The sequence below is a fragment of the Pseudomonas sp. WS 5071 genome (assembly GCF_012985765.1).
Lineage (GTDB): Bacteria > Pseudomonadota > Gammaproteobacteria > Pseudomonadales > Pseudomonadaceae > Aquipseudomonas > Aquipseudomonas lundensis_A.
In genome coordinates this window covers 19850-34911 of record NZ_JAAQWY010000024.1, presented here as the reverse complement: position 1 = coordinate 34911, position 15062 = coordinate 19850, and the positions used below count along the sequence as shown (strand labels likewise).

General features: G+C 57.7%; 15 protein-coding genes and 1 pseudogene. 5 read left to right on the top strand and 11 right to left on the bottom strand.

The features are described from left to right. Nucleotides 1-21: 21 nt before the first annotated feature. Nucleotides 22-486 carry a TIGR02444 family protein gene (locus HBN61_RS15460; protein ID WP_170047094.1) on the top strand — a complete coding sequence of 155 codons (465 nt, stop codon included), beginning with the start codon at nt 22-24 and terminating at the stop codon, nt 484-486. Here HBN61_RS15460 and HBN61_RS15455 read toward each other — a convergent pair. Beyond that, nucleotides 483-1433, bottom strand: a complete 951-nt coding sequence (locus HBN61_RS15455) for an AlgP family protein (RefSeq protein WP_170047092.1) — start codon at nt 1431-1433, stop codon at nt 483-485. The two genes, HBN61_RS15460 and HBN61_RS15455, sit on opposite strands and share 4 nt — an antisense overlap. 259 nt (nt 1434-1692) lie before the next feature. On the opposite strand from HBN61_RS15455, the gene HBN61_RS15450 reads away from it, so the two are divergent. Beyond that, complete coding sequence (locus HBN61_RS15450; RefSeq protein WP_170047090.1) at nt 1693-2358, top strand: FKBP-type peptidyl-prolyl cis-trans isomerase; 666 nt, start codon at nt 1693-1695, stop codon at nt 2356-2358. A gap of 65 nt (nt 2359-2423) precedes the next feature. Here HBN61_RS15450 and rsd read toward each other — a convergent pair whose 3' ends face one another. From rsd to HBN61_RS22490, 8 genes and pseudogenes are all read right to left on the bottom strand, one after another. Next, on the bottom strand, nt 2424-2915 hold the full coding sequence (gene rsd / locus HBN61_RS15445; protein ID WP_094993281.1) for a sigma D regulator: 492 nt from the start codon (nt 2913-2915) through the stop codon (nt 2424-2426). Nucleotides 2916-3107: 192 nt separating this feature from the next. Then, a complete protein-coding gene (locus HBN61_RS15440) occupies nt 3108-3635 on the bottom strand; it encodes a disulfide bond formation protein B (RefSeq protein WP_169964645.1) in 528 nt (175 codons plus the stop codon). A gap of 220 nt (nt 3636-3855) precedes the next feature. Further along, nucleotides 3856-5097 carry a heme biosynthesis protein HemY gene (locus HBN61_RS15435; protein ID WP_094993283.1) on the bottom strand — a complete coding sequence of 414 codons (1242 nt, stop codon included), beginning with the start codon at nt 5095-5097 and terminating at the stop codon, nt 3856-3858. Further along, nucleotides 5094-6221 (bottom strand): uroporphyrinogen-III C-methyltransferase, encoded by a 1128-nt coding sequence (locus tag HBN61_RS15430; RefSeq protein ID WP_170047089.1) that lies wholly within the window; start codon nt 6219-6221, stop codon nt 5094-5096. Before HBN61_RS15430 ends, HBN61_RS15435 begins: the two co-directional genes overlap by 4 nt. Before the next feature lie 16 nt (nt 6222-6237). Further along, nucleotides 6238-7005, bottom strand: coding sequence for a uroporphyrinogen-III synthase (locus HBN61_RS15425; protein ID WP_094993285.1), 768 nt, complete (start codon nt 7003-7005; stop codon nt 6238-6240). After that, nucleotides 7002-7943, bottom strand: coding sequence for a hydroxymethylbilane synthase (hemC, locus tag HBN61_RS15420; RefSeq protein ID WP_094993286.1), 942 nt, complete (start codon nt 7941-7943; stop codon nt 7002-7004). The genes HBN61_RS15425 and hemC overlap by 4 nt, the downstream gene beginning before the upstream one ends. 125 nt (nt 7944-8068) lie before the next feature. Next, complete coding sequence (locus HBN61_RS15415) at nt 8069-8815, bottom strand: LytR/AlgR family response regulator transcription factor (protein ID WP_094993287.1); 747 nt, start codon at nt 8813-8815, stop codon at nt 8069-8071. Continuing rightward, nucleotides 8812-8943 (bottom strand): annotated as a pseudogene (locus HBN61_RS22490) (sensor histidine kinase); the annotation flags it as partial. The pseudogene HBN61_RS22490 and the gene HBN61_RS15415, both read right to left, overlap by 4 nt. Nucleotides 8944-9200: 257 nt before the next feature. Here HBN61_RS22490 and argH point away from each other — a divergent pair. Next, nucleotides 9201-10595, top strand: a complete 1395-nt coding sequence (gene argH / locus HBN61_RS15410) for an argininosuccinate lyase (RefSeq protein WP_094993288.1) — start codon at nt 9201-9203, stop codon at nt 10593-10595. Between the two features lie 94 nt (nt 10596-10689). Here argH and HBN61_RS15405 read toward each other — a convergent pair whose 3' ends face one another. Then, nucleotides 10690-11349 (bottom strand): glutathione S-transferase family protein, encoded by a 660-nt coding sequence (locus HBN61_RS15405; protein ID WP_094993289.1) that lies wholly within the window; start codon nt 11347-11349, stop codon nt 10690-10692. A 127-nt stretch (nt 11350-11476) separates the two neighbouring features. On the opposite strand from HBN61_RS15405, the gene HBN61_RS15400 reads away from it, so the two are divergent. Further along, on the top strand, nt 11477-11761 hold the full coding sequence (locus HBN61_RS15400) for a hypothetical protein (protein WP_094993290.1): 285 nt from the start codon (nt 11477-11479) through the stop codon (nt 11759-11761). Between the two features lie 8 nt (nt 11762-11769). Here HBN61_RS15400 and dibA read toward each other — a convergent pair whose 3' ends face one another. Next, complete coding sequence (gene dibA, locus HBN61_RS15395) at nt 11770-13692, bottom strand: phosphodiesterase DibA (protein ID WP_170047087.1); 1923 nt, start codon at nt 13690-13692, stop codon at nt 11770-11772. Nucleotides 13693-13842: 150 nt separating this feature from the next. Between dibA and desA the strand changes: the two genes are divergently transcribed. After that, a complete protein-coding gene (desA, locus tag HBN61_RS15390) occupies nt 13843-15027 on the top strand; it encodes a delta-9 fatty acid desaturase DesA (RefSeq protein ID WP_094993292.1) in 1185 nt (394 codons plus the stop codon). The last annotated feature ends 35 nt before the right edge of the window (nt 15028-15062 follow it).

Sequence of the window (15062 nt, the reverse complement as noted above, 5' to 3'; positions counted from 1 at the left end):
TCAACTGGCGCTAATTGCACTATGCACACTGACCTGTGGAACTACTGTTTACACCTCTATGCGCGGCCCGGCGTCGAGCACGCCTGCCTTGAGCTGCAAAACCGGGGGATGGATGTGTGCCTGCTGCTGTGTGGGGCATGGTTGCAAACGCGCGGCGTGGCCTGCAATGAAGGCCGACTGACGCAACTACAGGCCTGCGCCGAGCCTTGGCAGCGCGACGTCATACAGCCTTTACGCCAATTACGGATGCAATGGCGTGAAGCGTCTGAGCACGATGAGGCACTCGCCACTTTGCGCATGCAGGTCAAAACGTTGGAGTTAGAGGCGGAGCGCACATTGCTGTTGCGGTTGGAATCATTGACTCGCAAGTGGCTGCCTGGGCAATCAGCACAGAAATGCAACTGGTTGCGGGAGCTGGTCAGCCTTGTTGGCCAACCCGATTGCGACACGCTGCAAGCGCTGCGTGCCGCAATCAACCACGCTTAAGAAGCGCTGGTTGGCGTAACCGCGGGGGTTGTCGCAGGCGTTGGAGCGGGCGTTGCGGCTGGCGCAGAGGCCGGTGTTGCAGCAGGTGTTGCGGCTGGCTTGGCGGTTGTTGCCGGCTTGGTTGCCGCTGGCTTTCTGGCTGCAGGCTTAGCCGCTGGTTTGGCGACCGCAGGTTTTGCAGCGGGCTTAACTGCCGGTTTGGCGGCGGCAGGTTTGACAACTGCTGGTTTGGCGGCGGGTTTAGCGGCAGGCTTCGGCGCCGGTTTGGCGGCGGCGCGGGTGGCTGGCTTGGCGGCGGCTTTGACCGGCGCTTTAGCCGCAGGCTTGGCAGCAGCAGGTTTTGCGGTGGCTGCTTTCGTAGCAGGCTTAGCGGCTGGGGCTTTAGCAGCCACAGGTTTGACAGCGCGTGCGGTGGCCGGTTTTTGCGCCGCTGCTTTAACCGCTGGTTTCGCAGCCGCTTTTACAGGGGCCTTGGCAGGGGCTTTTGCGGCTGTTTTGGCGGGCGCTTTTGCAGCAGCCTTCTTGGCACTGGCAGCAGGCTTGGCGTCACGGGTGGTCAACGCTTTGGCAACAGCTTCCTTGACCCGGCCTACACCTTGAGCGAGCTTCAAGCTTTCTTGAGCGTCGCGCTTGAGTTGCAGGATGTAATCGCGGGTTTCTGTTTGACGTTCTTTCAGGGCATCAAGCAGTTGCTCAAGCTCTTTAACTGCAGACTTGGCTTTGGACTGAGCCTTGGACTTGCCGGAATTGGCTGCGTCTTGCAGTTTGGCGCGCGCTTTGTGCAGTTTTTCCTGAGCTTTGCCGCGCTGTTTTTCAAGCTTGGCGAGCAGTTTCTCAGCATCAGCCAACGCTTGGGAGCAAGCGTTTTCCAAATGCTCAAGCAAGCTGCCTGAGAGCTGTTGGAGCAGGTGCAACGGGGTATTAACGGGCTTCTTTTTGGCCGACATGGTTTACCTCCTGGCTGAAGTGAGTGCGGCTCATACTAGACCTCTGCAAGAACCGCGGCTAGATCATGTTGACACTAACGATAGCTATGCGTTGCATGGCGTCGAGAAAGTTGTTCCGGATCAACCTTTAGTCCGCTGCGGTATTTATTTAACGGAGGCTTTTACCGGTTCAAAACGTTCCGTTGTTCCGAGCAAATAAAACACGATGCCCTGCAACACGGCTGGCATAATCCCCGGCACTTTTGGCCGGAGAGTGACCATGGCTCGTTATCTTTTATGGACTTTTTTATGCCTTGCTCCATTGGCCCACGCAGTGCCGGAAACACAGACCGATGCCGCGCATGACCTGGCTTACAGCCTGGGCGCCAGTCTGGGAGAACGCCTGCGCGAAGAGGTGCCTGACCTGCAACTTGACGCCTTGATTGAAGGGTTGCGCGCAGCTTATCAGGGCAAGCCGTTAACCCTCAGCGATGCACGCATCGAGCAGGTGTTGACGGAACATCAGTCGCGGATCGACGCTGCCTCCACTCAGCCTGATATCGAGCGCGCCCTGTCGGCCGAGCACGCGTTTTTGGCAAAGGAAAAAGCTCTGCCACATACCCGTGAGCTGGCGAACGGCATTCTTCAAACAGAACTCAACCCCGGCACAGGTGCAAAGCCTGAGGCTCAAGGGTGGGTGAAGGTGAACTACATGGGACGGCTGCCCGATGGCTCTGTGTTTGATCAAAGCACGCAGCCACAGTGGTTTCGTCTGGACAGTGTGATCGCGGGATGGCGTAGCGCGCTGACTCAAATGCCCGTCGGGGCTAAGTGGCGACTGGTAATACCGTCAAGTCAGGCGTATGGCGCTGACGGCGCCGGGGATTTGATCGCGCCTTACACACCGCTGGTGTTTGAAATCGAATTGCTCGACAGCAAAAAATAAAGCGCATCTCGCCTTTGATTGCAGGAGCGCAGGTGCTCCTGCAACGTCTACGCCGGGGTGGCATATCAGGCTTGGATGGCTTCAGCGTTGGGCATGACGTTTTGGTTGTGAGCGTTGTGCAGTACTTCGATCAGGCAGTCTTCCAATTCGAATCGTTCATGAAGCAAGGCACCCAGCTCTTTGAACTTGGCGGCCAGCTTTTCACAATCAGGACGATGATCCTTGCCGTCACAGCGGTCATTGAAGTCCAGAGCACGTTCAGTGATTTCTTGAATGCGCGGATAAAGTTGACTGGCGAGCTCAATGCCGCGCTCATCATCAAAGGCTTTAGCTTCTTGATGTAGCTGATCGTAAATCTCGAAGTGGCCAGCCGACACATAGTCGACCAACACCTGGCAAAACTCTTTTTGGGTTTTACGCTTGGGATTCGAGGAATTTTGCTCGATCTTGACGGCTTCGTAAGCCTTCACGAGCTCTGCGCGCTCATGCAGCCAGTTATCAATCAGCTTGTGGACGCCGTTGAAACGCTCCTGAGCATTCTTGCAACTCTCTAGCATGGTGATCTCTCTTCCCTTATGGGCTCATGCCACCCAGCGTTGGCCGGGCCTGTCTGAACCCAAAAGTGCGCTAGAGCGCAACGGCATTGGGCGGCATATTCCAGTAATGCGTGCGGGCCAGATTATGCCCGCACGGTGACTGCTTCAAGGTACGCACGAGAGAAAATTCATACAAGCGTTTAATGGGACCTGCTACGCCGGGTCGCAGGGAGGGCTATGCATGCGGGAAACGACTGTGCGAATGAGCTGCGTAATGCTTAGCAGGCACAGGCCGGTGAATGCCAGCAAACTCAATTCGGGGATGCTCAGGCCAAAAACTGTCCAACTGACGTGAACACACTCTTCGCTCCCTCTGAATAGCGCCGAAAGGGCAGTTTTCAAGGAAAAGTTGTGCAACATGCAAATGAAGTCGGGCTGGCAGAACATGAGTTGCTCAGGCGGCACCCTGAGTAATATCACTTGGCGCACTGCGCTCATTGCCCCGGCGAACGCCAGTACCAACGACACGATCGAATAACTCATTACACGTTTGGGGCGCGAGGCATGCGCATAAGCGATCAGATTCACGATACAAAAGGCCAGTAGAAAAAAACGCTGCACCCAACATAACGAACACGGTTTAAGTCCGGGCCCGTACTCCAGATACAAGGAGACGCTCAGCACAGTCGAGCTGGCTAAAAACATCAGGAGAAATATGAAACGTGAGCCGGCCAAAAACATGGCTTTTCCGTAACAAAATAGACAGGTAATTACGGTAGTGGAAAGCCGTTGGCCCTTTCAAGATGGGGCCCGGGGGAAGCTTCCGTAAGGCTGTAAGGATTAACCGACAGGCTCTGAAAGATAGTTTGTTACATCTCGTAGGAATTTTACTTTCCGGAAATTAAGTATGAGATTTCTTTAAGGGAAGCCGACTTACGCCTATGCATAAGTCGGACTCTTCTTAGATACTACTCGCAGCGGCCGGTAAGGGTAACGCTAACAAACGCTCATCCAAAAGGTTCAAACCTTCTTGAAACAGTTGATTGCTACGATCGGTTTCACCCAGTTGAGCCAATAACCTGGCGAGTTCAGCGCAGGCTTCCGGGTTACGCTGAAGTTTGAGGCTGCTTTCCAGGTAATCACGGGCCTTGCCCCACAAGCTGTTCTGCAGGCACAAACGACCCAAGGTCAGCAGCAGGCTCGGATCTGCCGGATGCGCCTTGAGCCAGCCTTCAGCCGTTTGCAATTGTTTGACCGGATCTTTGCCGCGCAACAAACCGTACAGACGCACCAGATGGCTGTCGTAGTTGCGTTTCAGGGCGCCCCGCAAGACTTCCTCAGCCTCACCTTGAGCCCCCAATTGACGCAATTGTTCGGCATAGGCCAAAACCAGCGCCGGCTCCTGACGCTGGGCCGAGGTCAGTTGCTGCCACGCGCGCTGCAACGATTGCAGGGCCGCTTCGCCTTCTGTCTCGCGTTGTGCTGCCAGATTGAGGTTTTGCCCCCATGCCCGGCTTTCCAGCTCTGCCAGTTCTTTGGCGGGCAACACTTTGTCTTTGCGTAGCTCCGGCAACAGGCGAATCAGCGCTGTCCAGTCGCCACGCTGTTGATGCAGACGCTGTAACTGACGCAGCACCTGCACGTTATGCGGATGACGCTCGTGCATGGCTTGAAGGGTATTCAGTGCGCCATCGGTGTCGGCGCGGTCTACTTGCAACTGCGCATGGCTCAAAGCAATCGCAAGTTCCGCTTGTGGCTGACGCTGCAACGCGCGCTCAAGCAGTTTGTCACTCTCTTCGTAATGACCCAGCTCGTTGGCCGCACGGGCCGCGCCAAGATAGAACAGCAGCGGCTGCCGCTCTGCTTCGGCTGCACGTGACAAGTGTTTTTGCGCACTGGCCCAGCGTCCTTCGGCAAGATCCATCTGGCCTTGCTCGATCGCTATTTGCACACGCCGGCTACGGTTGCGACGCGACCAGGGGTTAACCAGCCCGGTTGAGGCCGTCACCAGCTCGACCAACAGCTTGATGCCCCAGATCAAAAGCCACAGCACAACAATCAGCGCCAGCGTGGCCCACACACTGGACTCATAGCGAAAACTTTTATAAGCGATTAGCACGTAGCCCGTGTCTTCGGCAATGGCCAGGCCGATGCAGGCCGCCGCTGCGATCAACAAAAACACAATCACATAGAAGCGCTTCATGGACTGGTCTCCTGCGCCGGGTTGCCGGCTGCCTGACCCGGCTCGTCAGCACTGACATGACGTCGCTCGAGGTAAGCCTGCACCGCGCTCAACGTGCCGGCCAAGTCCGGGGTTTTGACAGTTACCGGTTGCTTGCTGAGCTCAACCACTTGCTCCAACAGCTTCTGGCTTTGCGGATTGTCCTGATTGAAGTTGCCTTTGAGCACCTCTTCAGCCTGCGCCAACGCCTGGGTGTACACCGGCGCCTGTCCATTGAGCGCCGCCCATTGCGCCTGCTCCAGTGCAAGGCTCAAGGCTAGACGTACTTGCGTCAGGCTTTGCCCGGCCAACAGTGGGCGGACGTTTTTATCCGCATTGAAATCAATGCGGATGTAATGGGAGATTTCGTCCCACCACTGCGCCCATCGGCTTGCGCCATCCCCGTCAGCCGTCAGGCCAAGCAATGAATCGCCTTGGTCCTGATAAGCCGGAGCCAACGCATTGAGCTGGGCGACTTGATCGCGCAAGGCTGCCAGACGCAGGAACAGGCCGGTACGGTCTGGCTGTTCGACACTGCGCAAGGCCGCGAGGCTTTTGGCCAACTGTTCCCGCGCAGCGTACGAGCCCGGGTCATTCTGTTCACGCAAAATGGCATCTGCCCCCTCCACCAGCGCCTGCGCACTGGTGATGTCTTGCAGTGCAGAAAGGCGCAGGCTGGCCAGACGCAGCAAATGCTCGGCCTCCGCCAGGCGCCAATCCTTGCGACTGGCTCCAAGAACGGTTTCGAGGCGCTGATTCAAACGCTGCTGGTCGCCCTGCAACTGCACCACCAGCTGGCGCTGATCATCCAGGGCGCTGGCCGAAGGCAATTGGTTCAGACGCGTGAGCAACTGTTGCTCACCTTGCTTGATCGACAAGGTTTGCGCACCCAACGTTTGCACTTCGCTCAGTTGTTGCGCCGTCTTCGTTTGTAGATGACGGACCTGCCACACGCCCCAGCCGCCTACCGCGACACCGGCAGCACCGAGCAACAGGGCGACGACCGCCAGGCCATTGCCCCGGCGCTCAGGCTTGACGACAGGCTTTTCAGCCGGCGCTTGCGGCGCGGGCTGCACAGGTTCTTTGGTCAAGATTGTTTCGCTCACGTATCCATCCTTTGCATTAGAGGGCAGGTACGGGATGCTCCCGTAACGCCGCCAGCAAAGCCGCGGCACTGGCGCCACGACAATCCACAACATGTTGGGCCCCGGCGCTGCGCGCCATCTCAGCCACGCGGGGGCTTGGAACAAACAACGGTAACGCTGACAGCCGGGTCCAGGCATCGCCAGCCAACTGCCGTAAATGTTCGAATCCTTGTCCACTGCTGACCACCAGCGCGTTCAGGCGTTCCACTTGAACTCGTTGGCAGAGCGCCTCTGGCGGGTAGGACGGCAATTCACGCGCATAGAGCTCAAGGTAGTCGACCTGCGCGCCCAACTGGCGCAAATGGTCGGCCAATCGCTCGCGCCCGCCCTGCCCGCGCATGATCAAGACCTTGCGTTCGGCCCCTTCGACAGCACGCTTGAACTCCTCAAGGGCCAGCAAGGCTTCACTGTCATCTGCCGATGGAGGGTAGCTAACATCCAGCCCATAACCGCAGAGAATCTGCGCCGTGGCGGCCCCGACACTGAACCACTTCTGCCGGGGCGGCTGCGACCAATACTGACTGACCAGAGCCAGCCCCAGCCGGGCAGCGGGTTTACTGACGACTATGACCGCGCAATAACGATCCAGCCCACTAATCAGTTCGCGCTGCGGATCGTTTAACTCCAGCGGCCGAATCGCCAACAGCGGCAAGCTGCTGCTGAACACCCCGGCAGCGGCCAACTCGGCGGCCAATGCCGCGGAGTCATCGGCTGGCCGGGTCAGCAACACACGCCAGCCTGTCACGCGTGACCTGCCTCACCGTAAACGGCTTTAAGGATGTCCCCCGCGCCTTGGGCCAACAAGGCCTCAGCGACCTGCTCACCCAACGCTTGGGCATCACTGCGGGGCGCACGGGCATCAGCGCTCAACAGTGTCCCGCCGCTAGGCTCGCCCACCAGACCGCGCAACCACAGTTGCTCACCCTCAAGCACGGCGTAGCACGCAATCGGAACCTGACATCCACCATTAAGGTGTTTGTTCAAGGCACGTTCGGCCGTAACGCGCACGGCCGTGTCGGCGTGATGCAAAGGCGCGAGCAACGCATGTATTTCGGTGTCGGCACTGCGGCATTCGATGCCCACAGCCCCTTGGCCGCCCGCGGGCAAGCTGTCTTCGATGCTGATGGCGGACGTGATGCGATCTTCAAAGCCAAGACGGATCAAACCTGCTGCCGCAAGAATGATGGCGTCGTACTCGCCAGCGTCGAGCTTGGCCAGACGGGTATTGACGTTGCCGCGCAGGAAACGGATTTCGAGATCCGGACGACGGGTTAGCAATTGAGCCTGACGGCGCAGGCTCGACGTACCCACCACGCTGCCCGTGGGCAAGGCGTCAAGGCTGGCATAGGTATTGGACACAAACGCGTCACGCGGGTCTTCGCGCTCACAGATGCAAAACAGACCCAGGCCTTCAGGAAAGTCCATCGGCACGTCTTTCATCGAGTGCACGGCAATGTCAGCTTCGTTTTCGAGCAAGGCTGTTTCCAGTTCCTTGACGAACAGGCCCTTGCCGCCGATTTTCGACAGCGGCGAGTCCAGCAGCTTGTCACCACGGCTGACCATGGGCACCAGCGTCACCACAAGACCAGGGTGGGCCTGCTCCAGACGGGCTTTAACGAATTCGGCCTGCCACAGAGCCAGGGCGCTTTTACGGGTAGCGATGCGGATTTCGCGAGAGGACATGGATCAATCCGTACTGAAAAGATACGGCGGATAATAACAGCTCAGCCAAATCTGCTTTGACTTGTATCAGAAGTCAGCGGCCTCCCTGACCGAAAACGGGGCTCACGCGCCCTATTGGGCGCGTGCTACAGCTGCTGCATCATTTTTCGAACACCCGCTACATGGCGGCGGCTGACAATCAATGCATCACCATTGAGCCCTTTGAGGAACAGCTGGAAGTGCCCCAGCGGCGTGCGCTGCAGGCGCTCGATACGATTGCGCGCCACCAAGGCATTGCGGTGAATACGCACAAAGCGTTCGCCAAACTCGTCTTCCAACGCCTTGAGAGGCTCATCCAGCAAGACTTCGCCGCCTTCATGGCGCAAGGTCACGTATTTGTGGTCGGCAATAAAGTAGATCACCTGGTCGATAGGGATCAGCTCAATGCCTTTGCGGGTACGGGCGCTGATATGGCTGCGGGGGCCACTGCCCGATTGCGCTGCTGGACGGGTAAGCGCAGCCAGTTGAATGCGGTTGGGCCGGTGCGCCTCTTTCAGGGCGGCGCTGAGGTCCTGGGCATTCACCGGTTTGAGCACATAGCTGACGCCGCTGTCTTTCAGCGCCTGCTCGGGGAAGTCGTCAGGCGCCACGCAGAACACCACGGAAGGCGGCAGTTCGCGCTCGCACAATTTCGCAGCCACTTGCAGCCCGTCCAGACCCGGCATGCGGATGTCGAGCAACACAACGTCCGGTTTCTGGCTCTCGATCAGGTTCAATGCCTCTTCGCCATCAGTGGCGACGGGCTCCAGCAACGTATAGCCCTCAAGCGAGCCGAGCAATCGGCTCAAATGCTCGCGGGCCAGGGTTTCGTCATCAACGATCAGGACATTCATATAGCGCTGTATTCCTGCGTGAGTCTCGCACAAGGATAGCGTAGACAGGTGAAGTGACGGCTGTCACGGCGATCGATGCTAAGACTAGCGCGAAGGCCAAAAAGTGCCGTAAACCGCACAGCAATATTCACCTGTATCTGTGGCTCGTTTTAATTGCGGATCCGTCGAAGCACCAGCAAACATCTGTAACGACTTATCCATACGACCAACTGTAGACGGTTGCCAAGCCGAAGGTGCTCAATCGATACATTTCGTTTCGGTATTTTGTTTATACCTCAGATCAGGCAAAAACCAGCCGACCTGCGTCAACGCCTTGAAGGGCAACCCTGTTATGATTCGCGGTAACTTTTTGTGTAACTCCCCTCAGCCGATTACGAGCGAATCCATGAGCACCGACAAGACCAATCAGTCCTGGGGCGGCCGCTTCAGTGAACCCGTCGACGCCTTCGTTGCGCGCTTCACCGCCTCCGTCACCTTCGACCAGCGCCTTTATCGTCACGACATCATGGGCTCCGTGGCCCACGCCACCATGCTGGCCAAGGTCGGTGTACTGACCGATGCCGAACGCGACAGCATCATCGATGGCCTGAAGACCATCCAGAGCGAAATCGAAGCCGGTACGTTTGACTGGCGCATTGATCTGGAAGACGTGCACATGAACATCGAGGCGCGTCTGACCGACCGCATCGGCGTGACCGGTAAAAAACTGCACACAGGCCGTAGCCGCAACGATCAGGTGGCGACGGATATCCGCTTGTGGCTGCGCGATGAAATCGACCTCATCCTGGCTGAAATCACCCGTTTGCAAAAAGGGTTGCTGGAGCAGGCCGAACGCGAAGCCGAGACCATCATGCCTGGCTTCACCCACCTGCAAACCGCCCAGCCCGTGACATTTGGTCACCACATGCTGGCGTGGTTTGAAATGCTCAGCCGCGACTACGAGCGCCTTGTAGACTGCCGCAAGCGCACTAACCGCATGCCGCTGGGCAGCGCCGCACTGGCGGGCACCACGTACCCGATCGACCGCGAATTTACCGCGCAACTGCTGGGCTTTGATGCCGTTGGCGGCAACTCGCTGGACAACGTGTCGGATCGCGATTTCGCCATCGAATTCTGCGCTGCCGCCAGCATCGCGATGATGCACCTGTCGCGTTTCTCCGAAGAGCTGGTGCTGTGGACCAGCGCGCAGTTCCAGTTCATCGACTTGCCTGACCGTTTCTGCACCGGCAGCTCGATCATGCCGCAAAAGAAAAACCCGGATGTTCCCGAACTGGTACGTGGCAAAAGCGGTCGCGTGTTCGGCGCGCTAATGGGCCTGTTGACCTTGATGAAGGGCCAGCCCCTGGCCTACAACAAGGACAATCAGGAAGACAAAGAGCCGCTGTTCGATGCCGCCGACACCCTGCGCGATTCGCTGCGAGCATTTGCCGACATGATTCCGGCGATCAAACCCAAGCACGCAATCATGCGCGAGGCTGCACTGCGCGGGTTCTCCACGGCGACCGATCTGGCGGACTATCTGGTACGCCGCGGCCTGCCGTTCCGCGACTGCCACGAAATCGTGGGTCACGCCGTGAAGTACGGTGTTGAAACAGGCAAGGACCTGGCAGAGATGAGCCTCGACGAACTGCGCCAGTTCAGCGATCAAATCGACGACGACGTATTTGCGGTGCTGACACTGGAAGGCTCGGTCAATGCGCGTAATCACATTGGCGGCACTGCTCCGGCCCAGGTAAAGGCAGCGGTTGCTCGCGGCAAAGCCTTGCTGGCCAGCCGCTAACAATCGGTAGTCGCTGTCCGGGCAATGGCAGCCGTCGGGGTCAACCCACGTGCAACTCGTCAGCGACTACATCCGGGCGCCCAAGGGCGCCCGATTATTTCTTGCTACTGATCCACGCCATAAATTGCGGCATGGCCGCGGTTTTGTCGGCGGCGATCTTCTGCGCATGCGGGGTTTGCTCAAGTTGCTTGAGTAAGGCTTTCGCCGCAGGCCACTCGGCCAACAAATCCAGTCCAAATACTTTATGCCCTACGGCACACGCCAGATCCACGCTGTAGAGGAAGAAAATGTCCGCCACACTCAAGGTTTCGCCTGCCACATACGGGGCGAATTTACCGTGCCTGCCGAGGGAAGAAATGCCTTGAATCAACTCGGCTTTAGCTCTTTCCTTAATCTCCTCCGACACTTTCATGCCAAAGAAAGCCTCGGGATAACACGCGCGGGCTGGCAACTCGATGTACAGCTCGATTTCCTTGGCCAGCGCCAGCACCTGAGCACGCTCGAACGGATCGGCTGGCAGCAGGGCGGCGCCCGGTTGAGTGTCTTCAATGTATTGCAGGATCACGCTGGTTTCGTTGATGAAGCCCTGCTCAACACCCAGCACCGGCACTTTGCCACGCGGGCTGATGGCCAGCGCTTCGGGGGTCTGGGCGGCAAAAAACGGCACTTCCTCAAACGGCACGCCTTTTTCCAGCAGCGCCATTTTGACCATGTTGTAGTAGTTGCTGACTGCAAATCCGTAAAGCTTGAGCATTGCGAAGCCTCCAGGCCGGGTTGGGGGGTGGGCAGCGTTTGTTATAGAGGTTCACCACTCGACTGGCTAGCAGCATCACTGCGCTGAATGCAGTTAAACTGCCCGCCTTTACTTAAGGAGCCTGCCCATGAGCGAGCCAACAGACATCGATAGCGACGAAGAAGCGTTCGCCGAAAACACCCTGATCGAGGCCATCGAAAACCAAATCGAGGCCGACAACCCGCCTGCTGCCAAAGCCACATTCAACAAGCTGACGCTAGTGGGCTATGAGCGCGATGACATTTTGAACATGATGGCCCACGTGCTGGCTGTGGAAATTGACGCGATTCTCGAAGAAGACCGCGCCTTCAACACCGAGTGGTACGAAGCCGCGTTGCGCGCACTGCCCGAGCTGCCACCCGAGAAAAACTGAGCCGGCACTCAGGGGCGAATCGTCGGCGCCCGCTGCCAATCCAGCGCGTGGGCGGGCACCGGACGACCAAACCAGTAGCCCTGCCCCAAGTCGCAATGGTGGTCGAGCAGGAATTGCGCCTGTTCGACATACTCGATCCCTTCAGCGTGCACCTGCATGCCCATGCTCTGCGCCAGCGCGATGACTGCGCGCACGATGGCCACATCGTCATCGTCACTCGGCAGCCCGGCGACAAAACCCTGATCGATCTTGAGCTTTTGCACCGGCAATCGCTTGAGCCGCAACAGCGACGAAAAACCGGTGCCGAAGTCATCAATCGCCAGTCGCAACCCCAGCTCACGCAGGCGATGCATCTGCTCCAGCGCAACTTCAGAATTGTCCATGACCGCACTTTCGGTCACTTCCAGCTCCAGCAACGCGGGATTCAGCCCGGTGTCCGTCAAGACCGTAGACACCAACTGATACAGTTCGGGCCGCGCAAAGAGGCGGCTGGAAATGTTCACGGCGACAAACGACAACTCCACGCCCGCCGCTTGCCATTGGCACATCTGCCAGCAGGCCTGCTCCAGCACCCACGCATCAATCTCGGCAATCAACCCCGTACGCTCGGCAATCGGAATAAATTCGCCCGGCGCCACCAGACCGCGTTGCGGGTGCTGCCAACGTACCAACGCCTCAACGCCCACCATGCGGCTGGAGGTCAAGTCGTGAACCGGTTGGAAATAAACGCGCAGCTCATGCTGTTCCAGGGCGCGCCGTAAATCACTGGCCACTTCAATGCGGTATTGCGCATGGGCGGTCAGTTCTTCGGTGTACAAAGCGTAGCCTTCGCGGCCCGCGCTTTTGGCCTTGAACAACGCAGAGTCGGCATTGCGCAGCAATTGTTCGGCATTCAGGGCGTCATTGGGGTACAAGCTGATGCCCACACTGGCGCTGATGAACAGCTGGTGGGTTTCAATAATGAAGGCGCCCTTCATGACTTCGAGCACTTGCTGGGCAAAGCCGGCAGCCTGAGCAACCTGTGTGCAGGTTTCCACCAGCACGGCGAATTCATCGCCGCCCAGACGAGCCACGGTAAAGCCTTTACCGAACACCGCTGTCAGGCGCTCACCCACGGCCTTGAGCAACAGGTCACCGACGTTGTGGCCCATGCTGTCGTTGATGATTTTGAAATGATCGAGGTCGATCATCAGCAGCGCGCAACCCGATTTGTGCCGTTGCGCGTACGCCAGCGCCTGTTCGGCACGGTCAGTGAACAGCAAGCGGTTTGGCAGGTCAGTCAGTGGATCGTGATGCGCCAGACGCATCAATTCGGTTTGGGTGTTTTTGATTGCAGAAATGTCCGAAAACACTGCCACGTAATGGCTGACCCGGTCTTGGCTGTCGCGAACGGGGCGAATTGTCTGCCATTGAGGATAGATCTCGCCGCTTTTGCGACGATTCCAGATCTCACCGTGCCATTCGCCGGTTTTTTCCAGCGATTCGAACACGGCCTGATAAAATTCCGGCCCATGATGCCCAGACTTGAACATGCTGGGCCGTTGACCCAGTACCTCGTCAGGTGCATAGCCGGTGATTTTCACCAACGCCGGGTTCACGTGCACGATGACGCCATTGTGATCGCTGACCAGCACGCCCTCACGGGTGCAGTCGAACACCACCGCAGCCTGACGCAGGTGCTCTTGATCCTGACGCTGGCGTTTCAAGCGCGCGCCCATACCCAAAAAACTGAACAGGCGGGCACGTGCGACGAATATCAGCCCGGCACTCACACACACCCAAACATAGCTATTAACCAGCTGCCAGCGCGCCAATTGGGCTGAATCATCAAGAAAACTGTTCAATAAATGATCAGTGAGCAATAGCCACGAGACCGACAACAGCCCGTATAAAAGGGCTGCACGCATGGCATCACGATAAGAAACCGACATAAGACAGTCAAAACGCCTACAAAAAAAGAGGAATTATAGTGTAAGAAACATCCCGCGACTGTTATCTGAAAGGCCGACTGGTTTTATCTGCCTGCATAGTGATAATGCGTGTTGCAGTTTTTTTCATCTTCCCCGAGGGCCAAACAGCCTATGTGGTACAACGGTTTACTCGACTTGTCAGCCTGGCAACTGGTGGCAGTCACTCTGTTGATGACCCACGTGACCATTATTGGTGTCACGGTTTATCTCCATCGCTATTCAGCTCACCGCTCCCTGGAGCTCAATGGTGGCCTGAAACACTTCTTCCGCTTCTGGCTGTGGCTCACCACTGCACAGAACACGCGCGAGTGGACTGCCATCCACCGCAAACACCACGCCAAATGCGAAACCACCGATGATCCGCACAGTCCGGTCATCAAAGGGTTATCGACCGTTTTGCGCAAAGGTGCAGAGCTTTATCGCGAAGAAGCACAAAATCCCGAAACCCTGCGCATCTATGGCAAGAACTGCCCTGAAGACTGGATTGAGCGCAATTTGTACTCGCGTTACAAACTGTTGGGCGTTGCGATCATGCTCGCCATCGACCTGCTGCTGTTCGGCGCCATCGGCCTGACCATCTGGGCGATCCAGATGATGTGGATTCCCGTCTGGGCCGCTGGCGTAGTAAACGGTCTGGGCCATGCGGTGGGTTATCGCAACTTCGAATGCCGCGACGCAGCGACCAATCTGGTGCCGTGGGGCATCATTATTGGCGGCGAAGAGCTGCACAACAATCACCACACCTACCCGAACTCGGCCAAGATGTCGGTGAAAAAGTGGGAGTTCGACCTCGGCTGGGCGTGGATCAAAGTGTTCAGCTTTTTGCGTCTTGCCAAAGTGCAGCGGGTTGCCCCCATCGCCCACCGGGTCGAAGGCAAAGGCAGCCTGGACATGGACACCGCCATGGCCATCTTGAACAACCGTTTTCAGATCATGGCGCAGTACCGCAAGTTGGTAATTGCACCGCTGGTTAAGCAAGAGCTGGCCAAGGTCGATCATTCAGTGCGCCACCAGTTCCGCCGTGCCAAGCGCTTGCTGTCACGCGAGACCAGTTTGCTGGAAGACCGTCATCACCAACGTATCGAGACGTTGCTTGAGCACAGCCAGTCGCTGAAAGTGATTTACGAAAAGCGGCTGGCCTTGCAACAGATCTGGGTCAAGACCAGCTCCAACGGGCACGACATGTTGGCGGCAATCAAAGATTGGGTCCACGAAGCTGAGGCCAGCGGGATTCAATCACTGCGAGAGTTCGCCAAGCAGTTGAAGACGTACTCGCTGCGCCCGGCAGCGGTTTAAAGGAGAGCGTGCAACCGCTGCTACAGGCAGCAGTT

What these genes read in the sequence shown, in the direction of transcription:
- HBN61_RS15460 (WP_170047094.1), top strand. Translation starts at nt 22, where the DNA reads ATGCACACTGACCTGTGGAACTACTGTTTACACCTCTATGCGCGGCCC.
- HBN61_RS15455 (WP_170047092.1), bottom strand. Translation starts at nt 1,433, where the DNA reads ATGTCGGCCAAAAAGAAGCCCGTTAATACCCCGTTGCACCTGCTCCAA.
- HBN61_RS15450 (WP_170047090.1), top strand. Translation starts at nt 1,693, where the DNA reads ATGGCTCGTTATCTTTTATGGACTTTTTTATGCCTTGCTCCATTGGCC.
- rsd (WP_094993281.1), bottom strand. Translation starts at nt 2,915, where the DNA reads ATGCTAGAGAGTTGCAAGAATGCTCAGGAGCGTTTCAACGGCGTCCAC.
- HBN61_RS15440 (WP_169964645.1), bottom strand. Translation starts at nt 3,635, where the DNA reads ATGTTTTTGGCCGGCTCACGTTTCATATTTCTCCTGATGTTTTTAGCC.
- HBN61_RS15435 (WP_094993283.1), bottom strand. Translation starts at nt 5,097, where the DNA reads ATGAAGCGCTTCTATGTGATTGTGTTTTTGTTGATCGCAGCGGCGGCC.
- hemC (WP_094993286.1), bottom strand. Translation starts at nt 7,943, where the DNA reads ATGTCCTCTCGCGAAATCCGCATCGCTACCCGTAAAAGCGCCCTGGCT.
- HBN61_RS15415 (WP_094993287.1), bottom strand. Translation starts at nt 8,815, where the DNA reads ATGAATGTCCTGATCGTTGATGACGAAACCCTGGCCCGCGAGCATTTG.
- argH (WP_094993288.1), top strand. Translation starts at nt 9,201, where the DNA reads ATGAGCACCGACAAGACCAATCAGTCCTGGGGCGGCCGCTTCAGTGAA.
- HBN61_RS15405 (WP_094993289.1), bottom strand. Translation starts at nt 11,349, where the DNA reads ATGCTCAAGCTTTACGGATTTGCAGTCAGCAACTACTACAACATGGTC.
- HBN61_RS15400 (WP_094993290.1), top strand. Translation starts at nt 11,477, where the DNA reads ATGAGCGAGCCAACAGACATCGATAGCGACGAAGAAGCGTTCGCCGAA.
- dibA (WP_170047087.1), bottom strand. Translation starts at nt 13,692, where the DNA reads ATGTCGGTTTCTTATCGTGATGCCATGCGTGCAGCCCTTTTATACGGG.
- desA (WP_094993292.1), top strand. Translation starts at nt 13,843, where the DNA reads ATGTGGTACAACGGTTTACTCGACTTGTCAGCCTGGCAACTGGTGGCA.